General features: G+C 71.1%; 20 protein-coding genes. 12 read left to right on the top strand and 8 right to left on the bottom strand.

The annotated features are described in order from the left end of the window. Positions 1-7 precede the first annotated feature (7 nt). Entirely contained in the window at positions 8-2314 is a 2307-nt protein-coding gene (locus ACZ4WZ_RS23010; RefSeq protein WP_467892985.1) for a protein kinase domain-containing protein, read from the top strand. Between the two features lie 189 nt (positions 2315-2503). Here the strand turns inward: ACZ4WZ_RS23010 and ACZ4WZ_RS23015 are convergent, their stop codons facing one another. Further along, on the bottom strand, positions 2504-3529 hold the full coding sequence (locus tag ACZ4WZ_RS23015; RefSeq protein WP_467892987.1) for a methyltransferase: 1026 nt from the start codon (positions 3527-3529) through the stop codon (positions 2504-2506). Positions 3530-3615: 86 nt separating this feature from the next. Beyond that, on the bottom strand, positions 3616-3768 hold the full coding sequence (locus tag ACZ4WZ_RS23020) for a hypothetical protein (protein WP_467892989.1): 153 nt from the start codon (positions 3766-3768) through the stop codon (positions 3616-3618). 737 nt (positions 3769-4505) lie between these two features. On the opposite strand from ACZ4WZ_RS23020, the gene ACZ4WZ_RS23025 reads away from it, so the two are divergent. Genes ACZ4WZ_RS23025 through ACZ4WZ_RS23035 form a run of 3 tightly spaced genes read left to right on the top strand, consistent with a single transcriptional unit; the run spans position 4506 to position 6781 of the window. After that, positions 4506-5039, top strand: a complete 534-nt coding sequence (locus ACZ4WZ_RS23025; protein WP_467892990.1) for a nitroreductase family protein — start codon at positions 4506-4508, stop codon at positions 5037-5039. After that, positions 5017-5331, top strand: coding sequence for a DUF6092 family protein (locus ACZ4WZ_RS23030; RefSeq protein ID WP_467892992.1), 315 nt, complete (start codon positions 5017-5019; stop codon positions 5329-5331). Before ACZ4WZ_RS23025 ends, ACZ4WZ_RS23030 begins: the two co-directional genes overlap by 23 nt. After that, positions 5324-6781, top strand: coding sequence for a tRNA-dependent cyclodipeptide synthase (locus ACZ4WZ_RS23035; RefSeq protein WP_467892993.1), 1458 nt, complete (start codon positions 5324-5326; stop codon positions 6779-6781). The genes ACZ4WZ_RS23030 and ACZ4WZ_RS23035 overlap by 8 nt, the downstream gene beginning before the upstream one ends. A 5-nt stretch (positions 6782-6786) precedes the next feature. On the opposite strand, the gene ACZ4WZ_RS23040 is transcribed toward ACZ4WZ_RS23035, so the two are convergent. After that, positions 6787-7854 (bottom strand): methyltransferase, encoded by a 1068-nt coding sequence (locus tag ACZ4WZ_RS23040; protein ID WP_467892995.1) that lies wholly within the window; start codon positions 7852-7854, stop codon positions 6787-6789. A 347-nt stretch (positions 7855-8201) separates the two neighbouring features. On the opposite strand from ACZ4WZ_RS23040, the gene ACZ4WZ_RS23045 reads away from it, so the two are divergent. Next, positions 8202-8849: a hypothetical protein gene (locus tag ACZ4WZ_RS23045; RefSeq protein ID WP_467892996.1), complete on the top strand. Its 648-nt coding sequence runs from the start codon at positions 8202-8204 to the stop codon at positions 8847-8849. 114 nt (positions 8850-8963) lie between these two features. Here ACZ4WZ_RS23045 and ACZ4WZ_RS23050 read toward each other — a convergent pair whose 3' ends face one another. After that, entirely contained in the window at positions 8964-9845 is an 882-nt protein-coding gene (locus ACZ4WZ_RS23050; RefSeq protein ID WP_467892997.1) for a GNAT family N-acetyltransferase, read from the bottom strand. A 353-nt stretch (positions 9846-10198) separates the two neighbouring features. After that, complete coding sequence (locus ACZ4WZ_RS23055; RefSeq protein ID WP_467892998.1) at positions 10199-10633, bottom strand: VOC family protein; 435 nt, start codon at positions 10631-10633, stop codon at positions 10199-10201. A 344-nt stretch (positions 10634-10977) separates the two neighbouring features. On the opposite strand from ACZ4WZ_RS23055, the gene ACZ4WZ_RS23060 reads away from it, so the two are divergent. Next, positions 10978-11625, top strand: coding sequence for a TetR/AcrR family transcriptional regulator (locus ACZ4WZ_RS23060; protein WP_467893170.1), 648 nt, complete (start codon positions 10978-10980; stop codon positions 11623-11625). A gap of 146 nt (positions 11626-11771) precedes the next feature. Continuing rightward, positions 11772-12551: an SDR family NAD(P)-dependent oxidoreductase gene (locus ACZ4WZ_RS23065; RefSeq protein ID WP_467893000.1), complete on the top strand. Its 780-nt coding sequence runs from the start codon at positions 11772-11774 to the stop codon at positions 12549-12551. Between the two features lie 308 nt (positions 12552-12859). Here the strand turns inward: ACZ4WZ_RS23065 and ACZ4WZ_RS23070 are convergent, their stop codons facing one another. Continuing rightward, positions 12860-13384, bottom strand: a complete 525-nt coding sequence (locus tag ACZ4WZ_RS23070; protein ID WP_467893002.1) for an EF-hand domain-containing protein — start codon at positions 13382-13384, stop codon at positions 12860-12862. Between the two features lie 232 nt (positions 13385-13616). Between ACZ4WZ_RS23070 and ACZ4WZ_RS23075 the strand changes: the two genes are divergently transcribed. The 3 genes from ACZ4WZ_RS23075 (at position 13617) to ACZ4WZ_RS23085 (ending at position 15867) form a co-directional block, all read left to right on the top strand. Further along, positions 13617-14156 (top strand): hypothetical protein, encoded by a 540-nt coding sequence (locus ACZ4WZ_RS23075; protein WP_467893003.1) that lies wholly within the window; start codon positions 13617-13619, stop codon positions 14154-14156. Positions 14157-14167: 11 nt separating this feature from the next. After that, complete coding sequence (locus tag ACZ4WZ_RS23080) at positions 14168-15232, top strand: cobalamin-independent methionine synthase II family protein (protein WP_467893172.1); 1065 nt, start codon at positions 14168-14170, stop codon at positions 15230-15232. Positions 15233-15573: 341 nt separating this feature from the next. After that, complete coding sequence (locus ACZ4WZ_RS23085) at positions 15574-15867, top strand: hypothetical protein (RefSeq protein WP_467893005.1); 294 nt, start codon at positions 15574-15576, stop codon at positions 15865-15867. Positions 15868-15939: 72 nt separating this feature from the next. On the opposite strand, the gene ACZ4WZ_RS23090 is transcribed toward ACZ4WZ_RS23085, so the two are convergent. Next, on the bottom strand, positions 15940-16308 hold the full coding sequence (locus ACZ4WZ_RS23090) for a PRC-barrel domain-containing protein (RefSeq protein ID WP_467893007.1): 369 nt from the start codon (positions 16306-16308) through the stop codon (positions 15940-15942). A gap of 511 nt (positions 16309-16819) precedes the next feature. On the opposite strand from ACZ4WZ_RS23090, the gene ACZ4WZ_RS23095 reads away from it, so the two are divergent. Together ACZ4WZ_RS23095 and ACZ4WZ_RS23100 are read left to right on the top strand one after the other, a co-directional pair. Beyond that, entirely contained in the window at positions 16820-17077 is a 258-nt protein-coding gene (locus ACZ4WZ_RS23095) for a hypothetical protein (protein WP_467893008.1), read from the top strand. 697 nt (positions 17078-17774) lie between these two features. After that, positions 17775-18296, top strand: a complete 522-nt coding sequence (locus ACZ4WZ_RS23100; protein WP_467893010.1) for a hypothetical protein — start codon at positions 17775-17777, stop codon at positions 18294-18296. Between the two features lie 346 nt (positions 18297-18642). Here ACZ4WZ_RS23100 and ACZ4WZ_RS23105 read toward each other — a convergent pair whose 3' ends face one another. Further along, the gene (locus tag ACZ4WZ_RS23105; protein WP_467893012.1) at positions 18643-19677 is read right to left on the bottom strand and encodes a YncE family protein; all 1035 of its coding nucleotides are present in this window, start codon (positions 19675-19677) and stop codon (positions 18643-18645) included. Positions 19678-19897 lie beyond the last annotated feature (220 nt).

Consider the following 19897-nt stretch of genomic DNA (forward strand, 5'->3'; position numbering starts at 1 on the left):
GACCCCGTTGGGCCCCAGTGACCCGGAACGCGTCGGCGGTTACCGGCTGGTCGGACAGCTGGGGCACGGGGGAATGGGCCGGGTGTTCCTGGGTGAGGACGCCGAGGGACACCGGGTGGCGGTCAAGCTCGTGCACGAGGAGTTCACGGCCGACCCCGAGTTCCGCATGCGTTTCCGCCGCGAGGTGGACGCGGCCGGGAAGGTGCTGAGTTTCTTCACCGTGCCTCTGGTGGACGCCGACGCCGACGCGCGGACCCCGTGGCTCGCGACGCAGTACGTACCGGGACCCTCCCTCAGCGCCGCCGTCCACCGGGACGGGCCGCTGCCGGCCGAGCGGCTGTGCTCGCTCGCGGCGGCGCTGGGCGAGGCTCTGATCGTCATCCATGCCGCGGGGATCGTGCACCGCGACCTCAAGCCGTCCAACGTCCTGCTGGCCGAGGACGGTCCTCGGGTGATCGACTTCGGTATCGCCAGGGCCGCCGAGTCGGACGAGCTGACGCGCGCGGGCCGTGTGCTGGGCACCTTCGGCTACGCGCCTCCCGAGCAGGTCGTGGCCGAGGAGACGGTCGGCGCGGCAGGCGACGTCTTTTCGCTGGGGTGCGTGCTGGTGTTCGCGGCGACGGGCCGCGAGCCGTTCGGTGAGGGGATTCCGGCGGTGCTGGCGTACCGCACGGTGCACGAGGAACCGGACCTCGCCGGCGTACCCGCGCAGTTGTCGGAGCTCGTGCGGCGCTGCCTGTCCAAGGACCCTGCGGACCGGCCCGCCCCGCGCGAGGTCATCGCCGCCGCGCGTGCCGCCCAGTCCCGGCTGCCCGGCCGCGGGCGGAGGGCTCCTGGAGGTGCGGCCGGCGAGCCCACCTCGTATCGTCTCGCACCGCCGTCACCGGCCTCTGCGGAAGCTCCCTTACGGAGGCCCGCCCCGTCGCACGCGCCCGGCCGCGGGGCGGCGGCGCGGCCTACGCCTCCCCGCCCGGCGCGGTACGGCAGGGTGCGCGCCGTCGCCGCGGCGGCGACCGCGGTCGCCGCCCTGGCCGTCGCGGGACTGGCGTACCTACCGGGGCTGTTCGACGACCGTCGGGGAAACGCCGACGGAGCGTCCGGCACTCCCGCCCCGGTGCCGGCCCCTGCCGCTCCGGGCGGTGCCGACCCGCTGCCCGATGTCGTCGCGAAGGGCGACCGCGGCGCGGTGTGGACCGCTCTGCCCGGCGCCTCGGACGCGTACATGGACGTGTTCGGCGCCTGGCTGACGCCCACGGCCCTGGTCCGCGTCGATGCCTCGTCGGTCCGGAGCTTCGACCCGCGCACCGGAGCCGCCCGGTGGACGGTCGATCCGCCGGCCGAAGGTCTCGTGCCCTGTCGGGCCTCGGACGGTTCGACGGCGACCAGCGGCGGGGTGGGGCTGGTCATGTTCGGCAAACCCCACACCACACCGGCCGTCTGCGACACCGCCGCGGCCCTGGACACCGCCACCGGCAGGCTCCTGTGGCACCGCCAGGTGGGCGAGGCCAGGCGTCCGCTCGCGGCGGCGTCCCGCGACATCCTCGTGGCGGGCGGCGAGGAAGGCATCATGGGGCTGAACCGGACGACGGGCGAGCCGGTGTGGACGTACCGCTGGAGCCAGGGGGGCTGCACCGTGGACCAGGTGCTTCCCGGCTCGCGGACGGTCGTCGTCGCCCAGACGTGCCGGACGGCGGACGAAGGCAGTTCGGCGCACCTCGTGGAGGTCGACAGCGCCAACGGCACGGCACACGACCTGCTCGACTTCGGCTACACCCTCGGCGGAATGTCCCTCGTGGCGGCCGAGCCGGTGATCGCCGGATACTCCGACGCCTCCGGCGCGAACCACATGCTCATCCTCAGAGCGGGCGGCCAGAAGCCGCTGGACCTGCTGACGACCCAGTCCTACGGAACGTTCGACGTCCATGCCCGCAGAACGCTCGCGGGCAGCGGGGTGCTGGTCCTGCGCGTGGAACAGCGCGGCATCGGCGCCACCGGTCTGGCCGCGGTCGACCTCGCCACCGGGACGGTCCGCTGGCACACGCCGGTCCGCGAGGACAACGTCATCCCCGAACTGCTGCGGATCCAGGGCGATTCGCTGTACACCGTGGAGAGCGAGCGGGTGCAGGGCGTGAGCGGGCTGACGTACACGGTACGCCGACGGTCCCTGGTGGACGGCCGTGTGACGGAGACCGGCGGCCTGCCGGCGGGCTACCGGGACGGCCACCCCGAGCGGCTGCTCGCGAGGGGCGGACTCCTCGTCCAGGTCAACGGGCAGGACCGGCACGGCCTGGTGGCTTTCGACACTCCGGCTTGAGGTGGAAGTCCTCGCCTCCCTGCGGGCCGCAGAGGGGCGGAGGGGCCGGCACACGAAGACCACGGTCTCCGGCGTCGAACTGCCCCGCGTCGCGAAGCCGCTCGTCGCCCCGTTCCGCACCTCCTTCGGCGTCGAGAGCGGCGCCGGCGCGCGCCGTGTCCAGCCGCGACGTCCTGCTCGTCCGGGTCGTCACCTCCGACGGGATCTGCGGGCTTCGACGACGCTGCACATGTCGGTCGCGTGATGGGTGCGTACGAGGACGAGGCCCGCCTGATCGCAGAGGCGGGCGAGTTCCTCCTCGGTGCGCTGGCGGCCCTTGCAGTTGGCGAGCATGGAGAGGTCGAGCAGCCGGTGGTGGAGCGCTTGGTCACCGGACGGGGGGAGGATGGCTTCCGCCATCAGTACGCGGCCGTGCGGGGGGATGGCGTCGCGGCAGAGGGCAAGGACGTGCGCGGCCTGGGTGTCGTCCCAGTTGTGGATGACGCTGGCGAGGAGATAGGCGTCGCCTCCCTGGGGTACTTCAGCGAGGAAGTTCCCGCCGATGACGCGGCAGCGGTCGGTGACGCCCGCTTGCTTGAGCACGGCGGGTGCCTGTCCGACGACGTCGGGCTGGTCGTAAAGGATGCCGTGGAGCTCGGGGTGGGCCGCGAGGACGGTGGCCAGGAGGCGGCCCCGGCCGCCACCGACGTCCACGAGGGTGCGGTGGACCGAGAAGTCGTACGCCTTCACCACGTCGGCGGTGATCTGGGCCGAGATGTCACTCATGCCTGCGTCGAAGACGGCCTGGACGTCGGGGTTGTCGCGCATGTACTCCCAGGCCGGCTTGCCGTGGGCGCGTTCGAAGACGGCGTTCCCGGAGCGGACGGCCTCGGCCAGGTGGGCGGTCGAGGCGCGCTCCGTCGGACTCCCCACCCATCGCGCGAAGCCGCGCATGGAGTCGGGGGCGTCGCTCCGTAGGGTGCGGCCCAGGTCGGTGAGGGAGAAGTGTCCTCCGGTATGGCTCCGGAAGAGGCCGAGAGCGGAACCGGTGGCGAGCAGTCTGTTGAGGCTGTCGGTATCGGCTCCCAGGTGCCCGGCGAGGGCGTCGGCGCCGCACGGGGCGTCGGTCATGGCGTCGGCCACACCCAGCTCGGCGATGGCGCCGACAGCCGCGGAAAGCCAGCTGCTGGTGATCATTTCGTACATGCGGGCAGCGGGCGCGGGAGTGGGGATCATCGGGACGGTCCTTTCGGAAATGGTGGTCCGTACTGCCTCGGCACGGCGCCCCATGAGACCTGCCTGCGGCCGACGGGCCTCTGGGCTCAGGTGGGCTCCCGTCGTACCAGGACGCGGAAGTCGGTCGCGGTCATCTCCTGTCGGAGGTTCACGGCGGGCGCCGGCGCCCGCACCGTCGGCAGGGGCAGGTCCTTGATCTCGGCGAGGGGAACGTCCTCGCGGACCAGGCCGAAGGTCACGTGGGGCCAGAAGTCCTCCTCGGCAAGGGCGGGCTTGTTACGAGCGGCCGCTGCCGCGAAGGTGCGGGCGGTTCAGGTTCGTGATCCCGAGGCGGGCTGCTGCGGTCGTTCCCTGGATACCGGCACGCGGCGGGGCGGGCGCGGGGCCCCGCCGCCGCGCTCACCCGGGTGGGGGGCAGGGATCACCGAAGAAACGTTTGCCCGGGAGGCGGCGGCCCCGCGCGCCGCGCGGGCGCGGCCGTCACCGGGGCGACGCCCTTGTCCTGACCGAGTGCCGGGCGACGGCCGGCCGTACGACCGCCTGCCTCCTGCGCCGTCCTTGCCCGGCGGGCGTTGCACCCCTCGGGTGACGGTGGATCGTTCCTGCTCCGGCGTCCCGCCGCGCCCCACCGGGCCGCGCGGACCCGGTCGATAGCATCCCTGCCCACGACCCCGCCCCGTCGGCAGCCGCCTCCCGGGTGAGAGCCTGCCGGCTGCGGTGCGGGCGGAAACGAACTGCTTCAGGAGGAGCACCATGCCCGCGCGGACCGGCATCGACCGCAAGCACAGCCCCTGCTCTGGCCCCGGCTACGGCATCGTCCGGACAAGGATGAGGGCACTACTCCACGGCGGCGGGGAAAGTGCGACATCATCGCGGCAACACTAGCGTCGACAAGGTGACCAATCGACTCGTGTCCGGAGATTCCGCGCTGAAAGGGTCGCGTCCTGACCTGCGCGAAGGCCGGGCGCAGGAGGCAATGCGGGTACTCCTGACCCGCCACGTGGTGCGGCAGTACACGCAAGAGCCCGTGGAGGACGCCGCGCTCGCGCTGATGCTGGAGGCGATGCTGGCGGCGCCCACGGCCTCGAACAGGCAGGCGTGGGGCTTCGTCGCCGTACGGGAGCGGCGGACGTTGCGCTCGGTCCGTGCATTCGCTCCCGGCATCATCGGTTCCCCGCCGCTGATCGTTGCCGCGTGCTTCGACCGGTCGAGAGCCGCACGCCCGGACCAGCCCGGTGCGGACGGCTGGGACGAGGGACTGCTGTGCGTCGCGATGGCCGTACAGAACCTGCTGCTGTCCGCGCACACCCTCGGCATGGGCGGCTGTCCGGTCGCCAGTTTCCACAAGCCGGCCGTGCACACGCTCCTCGGACTGCCGCCGCATTTGGAACCGGTGCTGCTGGTCCCCGTCGGGCATCCCGCCCGGCCCCCGGAGCCCACTCGACGACGCGTTTGGACTGAGGTGATCCGCTATGACTCCTGGCGAGATGACGCTGCGGCAGACGGGTGAAGAACTGGTCCTCCTGGCCGCCTTCCTGCTGAGCAGCGGCCACGGGCTGCTGACAGAGCCGGCTTCCTACGGGCCGATGCGCTGTCTGGACGCCGCTCGGCGGCTGCTGGCGCTGGCAGCAGGCCTCGGCTTAGCCGCCGGTGACGGCCGGGCGCTGGAGGATCTGCGCGGCGGGCTCGAGGACTTCATGAGCGCGCCCATGGGGGAACGCGATCTCGGGGCGTTCCTCGACGATACGTGCCGCCGGCTCGCCGTCCTCTTGCAGGAGGGAGAGGTGATCGGCCGTGACTGATCCGTGCAACCGCCCTTCAGCGCCCCCCGACAACGCCCCGCACGATCCGCTCACGGTCGACCCCTTCACCCCCGCGTCCCACGTGCTCCTGGAACGCGGGGAGCACGCCCTCATCGGTGTCAGTGCGGGCAACAGCTACTTCACCCAGGAACGCCTGGTGGCCCTGCTGGGATGGGCCCAGCGCACGTTCGCGCGCGTGGACGTCGTGTATACCGACCTCCACCTGGACACCATGCACGTCGCCGAAGGCGTCCCGCCGGCGAAGGCCGCCGCTCGCGCCGCGCGATCGGTGAGGGACGTTCGGCGCCGCATCCGCCGAGCGGTCGAGCAGCTGCCCGACGTGGTTCCGCTCGGTGTCCACGCGTTGTCCGAGTGCGCGGACAGGCCCGGCTACCGGACGGTGCGCCGGCGCCTGGACCGCGCCTTCGAGGCGGATGACCGGCTGGCCGAGGCTCTGCGCAAGCACTGCCGGATGGTCGTGCGGGCCGGACGCCCGGATCCGGCGGACGGCCGGGACGAGGCCCGGCAGCAGGCCGCGCTGGACTATCTCCGGGCCGAGCTCCCCTTCCTCCTCAGCACACCCGAGGTGATGGGCGTTCCGTCCTCCGTGACCTGTTACCACACGGTGCTGCCCGTCCTGCGCGACCTGCGCGACATGCCGGAGTACTGGCACCCGGCCCAGGGCCACGTGGTGGTTCGGCAGGGTGCGCAGGATGCCGGAACGGCACAGAAGGGCGAGGACGATGTGGCCGCACGGTACGACGACATCGCGGGACGCGTCGCCGAGATCGAACGGGTGATCGCCCCCTACCGCCACCGGGTGGAGATCCCGACGGTCCTGGAAGCGGTCGGGCCCCTCGAAGGCGCCGCGGTCCTCGACGCCGGGTGCGGAGCGGGCGCCTACACTCGCCTCCTGCGCCAGCGCGGAGCGGCCGAGGTCATCGGCGTGGACGCCAGCCGAGCGATGGTGGCCGCGGCACGGGGAGTGGAGGCCCGCGAGCCGCTGGACATCACCTACCGGGCGGCCGACCTCACCCGTCTGGACGTGGTGGGGAACTTCGACGTGGCCACGGCGATCAGCGTCCTGCACTATGCCGAAACCAGGGACTCCCTGCACCGGATCTGCGAGCGGCTGTACGCCAACCTCAAGCCCGGGGGCCGTCTGGTCGCCGTCGTGGGGAACGCCGACCTGCCGTCCGACACGGTCCGTGACGCCTTCTCCATCGAACGACCCACACCCGTCCGGGACGGCGACCTCTGCACCCTGAACATCCACACCGCACCGCCGGTCCGGTTGCCGGTACGGCACTGGAGCCGGACGGCGTACGAACGGGCCCTCGACGCGGGCGGCTTCACCGACGTGGACTTCACCCCCATCGGCTCCCGGGACGGCGAAGCCGACGCGGAACCCGTCAACCTTCTCCTCCGCGCCAGGCGGCCCGGCGCGTAGGGCGTTCAGCAGGGAACCGCGACCACCACCGCGATCCCGCCACCGGCCCGGCACGCCCGTTCGGGGTGCAACCCGGCCCGGGCGAGCAGGGCGGCCATCTCCTCGCGCGTGCGGGTCCGGCCACCCAGCAGCATCAGCATGAACAGGTCATGGGCCGGAGGGACCGCGGTGGACTCGTCGTCGCCGCCCGCCATGGGCTCGACGACGAGGACGCGGCCGCTGGACGGAACGGCGTCACGGACACGCCGCAGGATGCCCACGGCATCGTCGTCAGCCCAGTTGTGCAGGATGCGGCTGAGGACGTAGACGTCCGCCCCAGGAGGGAGCGGGTCGAAGAAGCTCCCGCACGTCACCCTGACGCGATCCGCGACCCCGGCAGCCGCCAGGTGCGGGCCCGCGCCCTGCACGGCGTGCGGCAAGTCGACGAGGACACCGCGCAAGTGCCGGTGGCGTAGCAGCACTTCGCCCAGGAGCGAGCCGTGCCCCCCGCCCACGTCCACGACCACACCCGCGTCCCGGAAGTCGAAGGCCTCCCACAGCGCCTGGGCCGACGACGTGGTGCTCATCGCGTCCTGGAAGAGCCGGGCCAGTTCCGGACGCGTCCCGAGATGCTCGTAGAACGACCTGCCGAACACCCCGTCGAAGCCGGCCCTGCCGGTACGCAGCACCTGCTCGGCCGCCGTCCACGGCAGCAGGAACTCCGGTGTGAGCGACAGCCGTAGATACCCGTCGGCCGATCCGGCCCCCTCCGGCATCAACGCCTCACCGAGGTCGGTGACCGCGAAGACGCCGGGCTCCGGCTCCTCCACCACCCCCGTCACCGCTGCCGCGCGGAAGAAGCGCGCGAGCGTGCCGGGGTCACAGTCGCACAGCGACGCCAGATCGCCCACGGCCCGGGGTCCCCCGCCGGCCAGGGTGTTCATCACCCCGGTACTGGTGAGCGCGGCGAGCGCGAGCACGCCCCAGCCGACGCCCATCACGCGGGTCAGCCGGGCATGGGCCGGCACCGCCACGGCGGGGTCCACTTCACTCCAACCGCCCGAGGACGGCCTTGCGTTGGTATCAGAGGTCATACCGGACAGTGTTCGCCCCGAGCCGCGCTCCGGCCGCCCGCCCCACGCCGCCGCTCGGCCGTGTCACCCGGAGCGACCAGTGCGCCGTGCCCCTTCCATGACCAAGGTGGGTTCGCAGGCCCCGCTTCGGGCCCCTGGGCGGTGGTGGCCGGGGGTGAGGCTGTCGTCCTCTGAGCGGAACAGGATGCTGGATACTCGGTTGGCCGCCCCATGACCTCCGTATGCCGCACCTTTCCCCCTGCGATCGAGTGAAAGCGGGGAGCGCCCGCTGCCGGCACCGCACACGAGGATCTGCCTGTGCGAGCGTTCCGAACGTCACCGAACAGCTCAGGATGGGAGACGGGCCGATGAGCGCATCCGTGTGGAAGCGGCGTCTGCTGGCAGCCGGTACGGTACTGGCGGTGGGGGGCGTACTGCCTCTGACCGCAGGGGCCACGCCCGCGTTCGCACAGGCGTTCCTGCAGATCGAGAAGTCCCACACGGGCACCTTCGTCCGGGGTGGTACGGCCATGTACACCCTCACGGTGACCAACGGTTCTCAGGACACGACCACGGGCCTGGTGACGGTCACCGATGTCATGCCGGAAGGTCTCACGCTCGCCGGGGTCAGCGCCGATGTGGGGTGGGACTGCACCCAGTCCAGCCTGGAACAGGCGGTGTGCACCACTTCCATGCCGTTGTCGATGGAGACACCCCAGACGCTCGACCTCTCGGTCAATATCGCCGAGAACGCTCCTTGCAGCCTGGTCAATTCGGCTTCCATCTCCGGTGGTGGCAGCCCCGCCGATTCCGACAGCGACCCCACCGTCGTCACGGGGGGCACGTGCAACGGGGGCAATGGCGGTAACGGCGGTAATGGCGACGGGGGATCCCTCCTGGGCATCAAGCTCAGTGGTCTCCTCCCGATCTACAACAACATCAACACCCAGAACAACGTTCTCAGCCCCGGCGCCTCCAACAGGTCCCGCCAGAACCTGGACGTGAACGCGCCCTGAGCTTCCCGCGCGAAGGCGTACGCCCGCAGTGAACGCGGGCGGACCCTGCTCGTCATCAGCTGCTTGCGGGCGCCACGGTCGAACGCCGGCCGCGCTGGCCCTGGGTGGGCTGGTCTACAGGTCGAGCTGGTATTCGTGGGCCGTGTGCGTCGGCAGGTAGCCGAGGGCATCGTTCACGCGGCGCATGTACGGGTTGTTGTCGGCGGTGTCGGTCAGCAGGCCGCCCAGGCGTGGATGGAGTTCGCGAGCCCGGAGGATCGAGGCGGCCTTCATCCACCGGGCGAGCCCGCGGCCGCGGTGCTCGGGCAGCACCGCCGTGCCGTAGTGCTGGGCGTCGCCCGTCCCGCTGCCGGGCACGACCAGTTCGGTGAAGCCGGCGATGGCACCGGACGACCGCTCGACGGCCGCCACGGTGTGGAGGACATCGCCGCGTGCGGCGACGGCGTCGGCCGCGGCCCGTACGCGAGCGAGGTCCCAGACCACGGTGCCGTAGTCGACTGCGCCCATCGGCATGTCGTCCATGGCCCGGCGCGACGCGACGAACGTGTCGGCGAGTTGCTCCGGCACCCGCCCTTCCCACGCCGTCAGCTGGTAGCCGTCGTGCGGGCTACCGACCAGGGAGGAGAGAGCGGTCAGGTCCGCTTCGGCCAGCGGAAGCCTGGCGTAGGTGAGGGCCAGGGCGGCTCGGAAGCCTCGGGCCCTCAGGAAGGCGGCGCCGGGGGATCCGGCAGCGGCCTGGGCGATGACCGTGGTACGGCCGTCGTGGCGGGCGGCGGTCACGGCGGCGTCGAGCAGCAGGCTGCCCGCCCGTGTACGTCGTTCGCCGGGGTGGACCTGTACGTCCAGTTCGGCGAGGTGGCTCTGGCCCTCCTTGGTGAACAGGCGCAGGAAGGCGTAGCCGGCGGGGTGGCCGTCGCAAGTGGAAGCCAGCCAGGCCAGACGGCGCCCGGCCGGGGTCGTCTCGGGGTCGGTCAGGGCGGTGATGCGCAGGGACAAGCTGTCTCCGTCAGGATGAGGGTGGGGGAAGGTCGGGGGTGGTGTCGGCTTGCTGTTACCGGGCCCCGGGCAGAACCGTGAGCCTCGGCGGCTTGGGCGTGGCGCGGCACGTGGGGCGGGAGGCCGAACGTCCGCCCTCCCGAGATCTTCTCGGTGCGGCCGGCGCAGGTGACGTCGAGGACGCCGGTGGCCACGTCCAGGCCTGATCGCGGGGGACGACGGGATCGGGGGCGCTCCGGCCGACTGTCATCGCGGCGGTCCAGGTGCTGAGTTCGGTGCTGCCTCGGACGGGGAGGGCCGGAACGGTCACGCGGGCGTCCGGGGGCTCGGGGACGCCTTCGCGATGGTGGTGATTACGCGCATCCGGTCTCCTCCGGCTCCTGGGTGTGTGTCGTCTGTGCGGTCTGGTCCGGGAGGGCCCACTCGACGAACTGGACGACGATCCCGTTCGGGTCGGTCAGCTGGAACAGTCGCTCACCCCACGGCTCTTCGCGCAGCGGCATGGTGATCGGAGCGCCCTCCGCGCGCAGGCGCCGCTCCTCGGCCTCGATGTCGGTAACGGTGAGGGCGAAGATCAGGCCCGTGGCTTGCTGGTGGCGCTGCTCGGGCGGGAGCACCTCGCTGCCGCGGCGGAGCAGCACCACGTCTGCTGCGGCGTCCCCGCGGGTCAGGGAGGCGAATCCGTCGCCGGCCATGGCGGTCCGGTAACCGAGGTGGGTGGAGAAGAACTCACGCGAGGCGTCCACGTCGGCGACGGTGAGGGAGACGGTGGTGGTCGTGACCTGCAAGGTGACTCCTGGGCTGTTGGGTTGAAGAGGCGGTCAGCAGGTGCGGCGGGGTGCGCGGTAGGGGTGGGGGCGAGGGGTCTTGTCTCCCTTGATGCGGGGCGGAGTTTCCGACCGGGCACGGTCCACCGGCCGGCGGTGGGGCAGGGATGCAGATCCCCGCGGGGAGATGGGGGCGAGGCCCTGAAGCGTGGTGGGCGCGGTGATGGCCGTCAGATCTGCGGTGACGCGCAAGCGGTGTCCTTACGTCGAGACTATTTTTGCAACGAACGCAACATTAGAGAGGGCGGGTCCGGCCGTCAAGAGTATTTTTACAACCGATGTAAGATTCCCTCATGAGTAGCGAGATGGGGCTTCGCGAGTCCAAGAAGCTGGAGACCAGGCAGCTGATCTCCGACCGCGCCACACAGCTCTTCCTTGAGCAGGGCTTCGAGCAGACGACGATCGCCCAGATCGCCGCGGCGGCGCGGGTGGCCAAGAAGACGGTCACGAACTACTTCACACGCAAGGAGGACTTGGCGCTCGACCACCACGAGCACTTCACGGCCGCGCTGGCCCGGACCGTGGCCGAGCGGCATCCCGGCGAGGCGCCCCTGGCCGCGCTGCGCCGGGCGTTCCACACGACGCTGACCGAGCACAGTCCGGTGGCGGGGTTCACCGGGGCGGCGTTCGCGCGCATGGTGGCCGAGAGCCCGACACTGACCGCGCGCCTGCGGGAACTGCACGAGCAGCAGGAGGAAGCGCTGGCCCAGGCCCTGACCGAGGCGGCCCGGGAAGCCGGCGGGGCACCGGGCATCGCACCCCGTGCCGCCGCGGCCGTGATCGCGGCGGCGAACCGGCTGATGTTCCGCCGCATCCAGGAACTGACTCTGGCCGGCCGGACGGACACCGAGATCGAGGCCGCCCTGACCCCGGAGGCCGACTACGTGTACGGCCTGCTCGCCGCATCCGTCGGCGAGTTCCCCGAGGGAGGCGGCGAGCAGGCCGGGCACTGAGGGCACGCCGAGCGTGGGCAAGCCGCGGTCTCGTCGTGGCCGCACGCAGCGGCGGTGCGGGCACAGCCCCGGAAGAGCCGGGTCTTGGACACCCTCCTTTCCTTCGGCAGACCGGAGCTTCGGATCCACTCGTCTAGAGTGCGGGGATGACCTCGCACAGCTACGTCGCGGAACTGTTCTCGCTCAACGGCCGGGTCGCCGTGGTGACGGGTGGCAGTTCGGGCATCGGCCGGGCCATCGCCAGGGCTCTCGCGCGAGCGGGCGCGAGCGTGGTCGTCGTGGCACGCAAGGAGCCCGAACTGGCCGCCACGGTCGACGAGCTGGCGGCGGAGGGCTGCCGGGCGGCCTGGGTGAGCGCCGACCTGGGCACCCGCGAGGGAGTGCGCGCGGCGGCGGAGCGGGCAGCGGAAGTGTTTGGCGAGCCCGACATCCTCGTCAACAGCGCCGGAATCAACCTGCGGCCGCCGATGGGCGAGCTGGGCGAGGAGGTGTGGGACGCCACGATGGCGGTGAACCTCGAGGCGCCCTACCTGCTGGGCCAGCGGTTCGGGCCCGGCATGGCCGAGCGGGGCTTCGGGCGGATCATCCACATCACCTCCCAGCAGGCGCACCGGGCGTTCGTTCAGAGCGGCGCCTACGGGGTCTCCAAGGGGGCCCTGGAGTCGCTGGCCCGCTCTCAGGCCGAGGCATGGTCGCCACACGGCGTCACCTGCAACGCGCTGGTCCCCGGCTTCGTCCTGACGCCGCTCAACGCGCGGTTGGCGTCCGACCCGGAGAAGGTGATGGCGCTGGCCTCGCGCACGATGGTCGGGCGCAACGGCGTGGCCGAGGACTTCGCCGGCGTGGCGGTGTTCCTGGCCAGCCGCGCGTCCGGTTACGTCACCGGGCAGGCGATCTTCGTCGACGGCGGGTTTTCCGTTCACTGAGCCGCGCCGAGCGGTCTCGGCCGGGCGCCACACGGGGCTTCCGGGTGCGGTCGCCCTGGCGGTGGGGGGCGGGTGACCGGCGGCCCGGCCGGCGGTGGGGGCAGGCACGTGCCGTTCCGCGAGCATCACCCGAGGCCGGCACGCTGCGAGCGGTCTGCGCGATGCGGTGTCACACCTTCATCGAGGCCGATCACCCGGCATGGATCTCATGCGTGGTGCGGGCCTTGCCCTCGCGTTGTGCGGCCGGGTGGGGGCTGACGACGCGGCGAGTGCGTAGCGCTGGGCCGATCTCCGCCAAGGCGTGGTCGTCACGCCGGGATGTCGGAGAGCGGCCTGCTGTACAGCGCCCTGCCCATGGGAGAGCCTTCGCCGGTGACATGAGCGCGGATGGACGCGATGTAGTCGTCGCGGCTGATGCGGCCGGCACCGTTGGTGTCCAGGGCCGTGAACGCTGCTTCGGCGTTGGTCGCCGGGTTGTTCAGTGCTGTCCGCAGGGCTGTGAACTCGGCGAGGTCGAGGGCGCCGTCATGGTCGGTGTCGGCGAGGTCGAAGAGCGCTCCGAGGACGGGTGCGCAGACGGTGTCGAATGCCTCGGCGCCGGCCCATGCCGCGTACTGGTCGAAAGTCATCTTTCCGTCGCCGTCCGCGTCCATCGACGCCCATGCGCGCTCGCCGAGGGTGCGTGCGGTGACGACGAGCGGGTCGTCTTCCCTGAGCCCCGCGGCCAGCGCCACGTTCTTGGTGCGCGCAAGGTACTCCTCCCTGGAGACGGTTCCGTCTCCGTCCGCGTCCAGCATGGCGAAGATGAGCTTCTGGGCGACTGTCTGGTTCATCGTGGTTCGTGGTTCCTTGCGTTGTGGCGTTCGAAGGTGAGTGCTGCGTTCCGAAGTGGCTGTCCTACCCCTCGGGCTGAGGATCAAGGCACCCGTTCGGGGGGCGTGGGCGTGATTGCCCACGTGCGCTGTGCGTCGTGCGCGGGTGGTGTGACTCAAGGAGCCGGCGACGGCAGGAGCGGCCCGGGGGTAGAACCAGCCCTGGTGGAAGATCGAATTCCGTGGAGGATGGATGTTCAGCAGGCACGGCGCGGCAGCGGCGCTGAGTTCCCTGGCCCTGGTGGGTTCGTCGGTGGTGTGGGCTCCGGCGGGTCAGGCCCATGAGCCCGCGCACCGGGAGAGCGCTGTGTGCACGGGCTCCAGCACCAGCACGTACGACCCGCCCCTGACTCTGCTGCCGCGGCAGACCCGCGTCCGGACCCATGCGAGCTACACCTGCGGCGTGGCTTCCGGCCGGACGGTACCGGCCACCGGCTACCTGGAAGGGACGTCGCCCGCGGCGTCCTGCATCACGGTGAACAGCCCGCGGCTCGGGGAAGTCGTCCAGTACGCCGACGGGAAACGGTCGTCGATCACGTACGACAGCAGCACCAGTGTTCGTGTCGCCGGCGTCCTCGTGGTCAGGCTGTCGGGCCGGGTCGTCGAGGGCCGGGGGGAGGGGCTGGCGGCGCACAGGACCGTTGCAGCGCTGCCCGGTGAGCTGCCCACCGCGTGCCTCTTGTCGGGGCTCAGGGGCAGCAACGGTGAGGCGCAGCTGGAGATCGGGGCATGAGCCAGGCCACGGTGGGCATTCCCACCGAACCGATCGGCAGCATCCCGCGGCCCGCCCACTTGCTCGCCGCCATGGCGGACCATGCCGCCGGCCGGATCGGGGACGAGGAACTCGGCGCCGCCCAGGACGCCGCGGTCCGCGATACCGTCCGCCGACTGGAGGAGATCGGCTCACCGGTAGTCACTGACGGCGAACAGTCCAAGCCCAGCTTCGCCACCTACCCCCTGACCGGCCTGGACCGACTGGCACCAGACGGCGTCGTCATCCCCTTTGCCGACGGGCACCAGCGGCAGCTCCCCCGCCTGACGGCCGGACCGCTGCGCTACGGCGTGTACGCGGACCGCTACCTGCGCACGGCGCTCCGGCACGCGGCTTCGCCGGTGAAGCAGGCCGTCATCGCGCCGTCGGCGCTCAGCCTGCTCTACCCCGCTGACGGCATCGACGGGTACCCCCGCGAGGCCTTCCTCGACGACCTCACCACCGAGGCCGAGGCCGACATCCGCCGGTGCCTGGACGCCGGTGCCCACCGCGTCCAGCTCGACTTCACCGAGGCCCGTCTCGCGCTGAAGCTCGACCCGAGCGCAGGCCTGCTGGATCAGTTCATCGCCCTCAACAACCGCGTCCTGGAACGCTTCTCCCCGGCTGAACAGGACCGGATCGGAATCCACACCTGCCCCGGCGGCGACCAGGACTCCACCCACAGCCTGGACGTCGACTACACGGCCCTGCTGCCCAGACTCCTGCAGCTCAAGGCCGGCGCCTTCTACGTCCAGCTCTCCAGCGAACCGGAACCGGACCGGGTCCTCGCCGTCCTCGCGGAACACCTACCCGACCGGGCCCGGGTGTTCATCGGCGTCACCGACCCCATCGACCCGCGTGTCGAAACCGCCCAGGAGGTGCGCGACCGCGTCCTGGCCGCCGCCCGGCACCTGCCCCTCGACCGTTTGGGCACCTGCGACGACTGCGGCTTCTCCCCCTTCGCCGACGACACCTCCACCTCCCGCGAGACCGCCTTCGCCAAGATCAGCGCCCGCATCGAGGGCACCGCTCTGGCCACCCGCGAACTCCTGGGCTGAGCCACGGACCCGGGCAGCCGCCGGAGCGTGTGGCTGAACCGGCGGCCTACGGCAGCGCGGCCCGCACGGCCCGCTGGGTTGCGCGCATCCGCACCTCCTCGTCCGGGTCCTCCCTCAGCTCCGCCGCCAGGTCCGGTCCCAGGTCCGGCGGGGCGGCGACCGTCGTGCGAACCTTCGCCTCGGGGCGGCGGGCGAGCCGGGTGAGGGCGTCGCAACTACCTCCCTGCAGGCGAGGGGATCTTCCTGATCCGCCAGACGTTCAGGCCCCAGACCGGCTCCGGTAGGGCAGGGTATGACGCGCGGTGAACTGTAGCGCTTCGCCACGAGCGGGGGGGTGCCCGATGGGAACGTTCGGCCGCGAGCCTGCTGAGGTACGGATACCGCGTGCGGCCCTGGACGCCATGGCCGCGGCGCTGAGCGTGCGCACGGTGGCGATGCGCACCTGGCCCGACGGCATCGAGTGGATGTACCCACTGGGAACGTGGGACGAGCCGCACCTGGAGGTGGCGCTCATGCCCGGCGGGGACGAGGTGTGGTTGCGCATGTCCTCCGACCGCTCGAGTTTCGCCGTGTGTACCATCCAGCAATGGCTGGGCTTCGCCGGAGAGGCGCTCGGAGCGACACCGCCCCACTGAAGCAGACCCCGGCCCGTCGCCTGATCGGCGAGGCGGTCGCGGGCGCCGAGCCCCAGCCGGTGGAAACGGGGGTCAGGCTGGACGGCCGCCGAAGGGGGCGCCGGTGCTGTAGTAGGTGCCCAGTTCCTCGCGGTAGCCGGCGTCGCCAAGGTGCTTGTCGCGGTGGAACTCGGGGGCGTCCTTGATCTGCCCCCTCGTGCGGTCGACGAAGACCTTGCGCTCCTCCGGGTCGATCGAGACGACCGTGCTCGCCGGGAGCAGGACCTCCTTGCCGAAGATCCAAACGCCGGTGTCGACCACCAGGTAGGCGTCACCGACCTCGTCGGAGTGCTTGTCGACCTTGCCGACGCTCCCGTCGGTCGCCTCGACCTTGTATCCGGTGAGGTCCGTGCCGGCCAGGGGGCCAGCGGTCGACTTGTAACTCCACACATGCTCAGTCACGCGAAAACAACTCCTCCGATTCATCGGGAGCGACGAGGAAGTCATCTCCGTCATTCCCTGCGCGCACTCGCACGGCGGGGGTGCGCTGTTCGTTCCGCCTAGGGCGCACGTGCCCGGCATTGTCACCTTCACGCATTCGCCATGGTTTCGGGGTCCGGGAGACGGCCGTCGTCATTGGAGGTGAGCAGGTCCCCTGCACCGCCGTGCGTGTCTGATCTGTGCTTCTGTCGGCCACGCCCGCGGCCACGGTAGCGCCGATGCCGAACCTGCGCCTTGACTCACCGCGTTCCCGGTGGAGCCCGGATTCCCGACGCTGTCACGTGGAAAGGAGGACTCCTCGTACGGGGATCGAGTGCCGGTCACCGTGGCACGGCGGGACGGCTCCGGCTGGCCCTGTGGGGTGAACGGTGTACGTCGGACGGCGGCGGGAACGGGTGGCAGCGGTGGCGGCCGACCGGGGCGGGTCCGAGGCTCGTGGTCGGAGACGAGCGCGAGGGAAAGGCAGGAGCCGATGCCGCAGGCCGAGGAGGAAGGCCTCACCGCGCGCCCGGTCGGTGGGGTGGCTCAGCGTCGGAGCGGAGCCGGGCGCCTGAAGACCGTGATCCGGCGGACCAATCTGCTTCCGGCGTTCTTGGTTCTGACGGTCATGACGGTGGCCCTGTGGCTCATGGGTATGCCGTTCGTCCAGGCCCTCACGATTTCCACCGGGGTGAAGATCGCGGTGGCGCTGCTCGAGCTCCGCCGGTTGCCGGATCGTTCCGAGAGCTGAGGACCGCGGCGGTACTGCGGTTCCGTTGCCCGGTGTGAGGGGGCCGCCCGGCGGCGGGGCCTCACCCGCCGCTCCGCGGTTCTGGGCGCGGCGATGGCCACGCCCGAACGCCGCGCGCTTCGTGTCCGGCGAGAAGGTGCTGGGGGTCGTCGGACCCCTCAACTCCGGTGTCGCCCGGAACCTGGTGGCACCGCTCGCGCGGGCGGACGTGGTCAACCCTGTCACCGGGCAACACCGACCCCGTGCTGACGCTGGACCCCGACTGGACGGCGGGGACCATGTCGCGTCCGCACTCCACCTACTTCCGCACGGTCGCCACGGACGTCGCCCAGGGGCCGTTCGCCGGGAGGAAGAAGGCCACGCGCGGACTTCCCGAACGACACCGCAGCCCTGAAGGGCGTATACATGGCGATCATGTCCCTGGACCCCACGGCAAGGGCCGGGCGTCCTTGGGGCGCCCGGCGATCCAACCGAGCCTGATCACCTGGTCGAAGCGGACGCGGTCGGACGCCCAGGCCGCCTGGTCCGGGTGGACGTCGGGTAACTCGACGTCCCGCCAAGGCGGTTCACCCGCGGCAAGGAAGGACCACAAGCTCAGATTCTGATCAAGAGCGTTGTAGCGCCGATCGGACCGTGGCTAGTTTGGGGAACCGCTCCGCTACTGACCAAGCCGGAGCCTCACAATGGGGGAACCAACATGCGCACTTCTGTCCGCACATTCATGACGGCCACCACCGCGTCGGCCGTACTCGCCGGCGGACTGATCGGACTGTCGGCGACGCCCGCGTCCGCAGCCGAGATCTGTGACGACGTCTACAAGCGCAAGTACACGGAGATCTCGTCCACGTGGCACAAGGTGGTCGCGTCGGGGGTCATCGACAACCGCGACAGCGCCGCCACCACGCGCGAGAGCGTCACCGGGCAGATAAACGCCAGCCTGACGGGCACCGTCAGCGGCGAGATCGGAGGCACGCTCAACCTGGCCGCGGCGGAGATCAGCTCCAAGCTCGGAGTGTCCGTCGAAGCCAGCGCCTCCATCGCGAAGGGCAAGACCGTGATGATCGAGGTGCCCGCCCGCAAGCGCGTGAGCTACAAGATCGGTATCAAGAAGCGGGAATACCAGGTGTTCGTCACGCACCAGACCCGGAACTGCCGCGTCACCAACACCTGGGCGAAGGTCACGGTCGCGGACTCGTACACCGAGACCCGGAACATGTGAGACGTCCTGCGAGGGCAAGCCGCCGGGCCGACCCTCGTACGGTCCCGCCACACCCCGCAGCGGCCTTGACCGGATCGGTCAGCGCAGGCCCTGAAGTTCCGCTCTCGAGGTGCTGCCGCTGCATGACCGACCCCACGGGCCGCTAGAACACCGCCGCCGCTGCCTGGACCCCGTCCGGACAGCGGCGGCCCCGCTCCACCCCGTACTCATCGGGCCGCGCGCACCGCCTCCGGGTCGGCGGTTTCCACCACCGCCCGCGCCCATCCCGGCCGGCGGGGCCAGGCCCGTACCGGCCGTCCGGCAGGAAGCACCTGCCGCTGGATCTGCCGGGCCGCGCGTGTCGCCGTCACAGCCGGCCGACCGCTACCCCCATGGTGTCGCCGGCGCCGACGGTGATGGGGGTCACCGCGTGGGTCTCGGTGTTGATCGCGAACACCGTCCCCTGGGGCGTCCCGTGGCCGTAGGAGCCGACCACGTAGGCGCCCTTCCCGTCGGGGGTGACGGCCACCTCCGCGGGGAGGAAGTACCTGCCTGACCCGGTGCTCGGCGGGATGTCGCCGATGGGGACGGTCTTGGTGACCTTGTCGGTGTTCAGGTTGATCACGGACACCTTGCCCTGCCTGATCTTGGTGTCGACGCCGACCACGTAAGCCCGGTTGCCGTTGGGGCTGATCGCCAGCCCGCCCGTGCCGGCGCCAGGGATGGTGCGGACGATCTTCCGCTTCGTGAGGTTGACCACCGAGACGGTGCCGCTGTCCCCGGTCACGTAGAGGCGCTTGCCGTCAGGGGTGACCGCCATGCCGTTGGCCGGTTCGTTGAGCCGCATGGTGGCGATGGCCTTGTTGTCGACGGTGCTGATCACGGACAGGCCGCCCTTGCTGTCGGACACGTAGAGGCGTTTGCCGCCGGGATTGATCACCACCTGGTCGGGCCTGTTGACCTTGATGGTGGCGGAGGCCTGGTTGGTGGCGGTGTCGATCACCGACACCTTGTCCCCGTGGAAGGGATTCTGGACGGCCACGTAGGCGTGCTTGCCGTCGGGGGCGACGGCTTCTCCGTAGAGGATGTCGGGAGAGAGTTCGCTCGTGTCGTAGGGGATGTTCGTGACGGTCTTCTTTGCGATGTTGACCGCCGACACGTACTTGAAGGCGTTGGTCACGTAGAGACTGGCGCCGTCGGGGGTGACCGCCACCTTCTCGGGGCCACCACCGACGGCGGTGGTACCGATCCCCAGGACGTGGTTGCTCCTCGTGTCGATCACGTACACGTGGCCGTCGAGGCTGGTGACGTAGGCGTAGACCTGCCGGTGCGGCTTCGGCGGGTGCGGGGCGGCTGTGACGGGCGCGGGTGCCAGCAGCGCCAGCCCTGCCGCTACGGCCACCGCGGCGATGACTCGCCGTACAGCGGATCGCTGAACGTGCACGTAGACCTCCGGATCGACGTGATCATCTCTCGAGCACCCTGTGTACCGCCGTGGCTGACCGGCCGTCAGCGGATCTGTACGCCAGTCACCCGGAAGTGTGCGGGTCTGAACAGCACGCGCCGAGGAATGGCGCCGGTGCCTCGACCATCACCTTGATCGCACCCATGGGAGCCCGGCC

Source organism: Streptomyces sp. NPDC029122 (assembly GCF_055569445.1).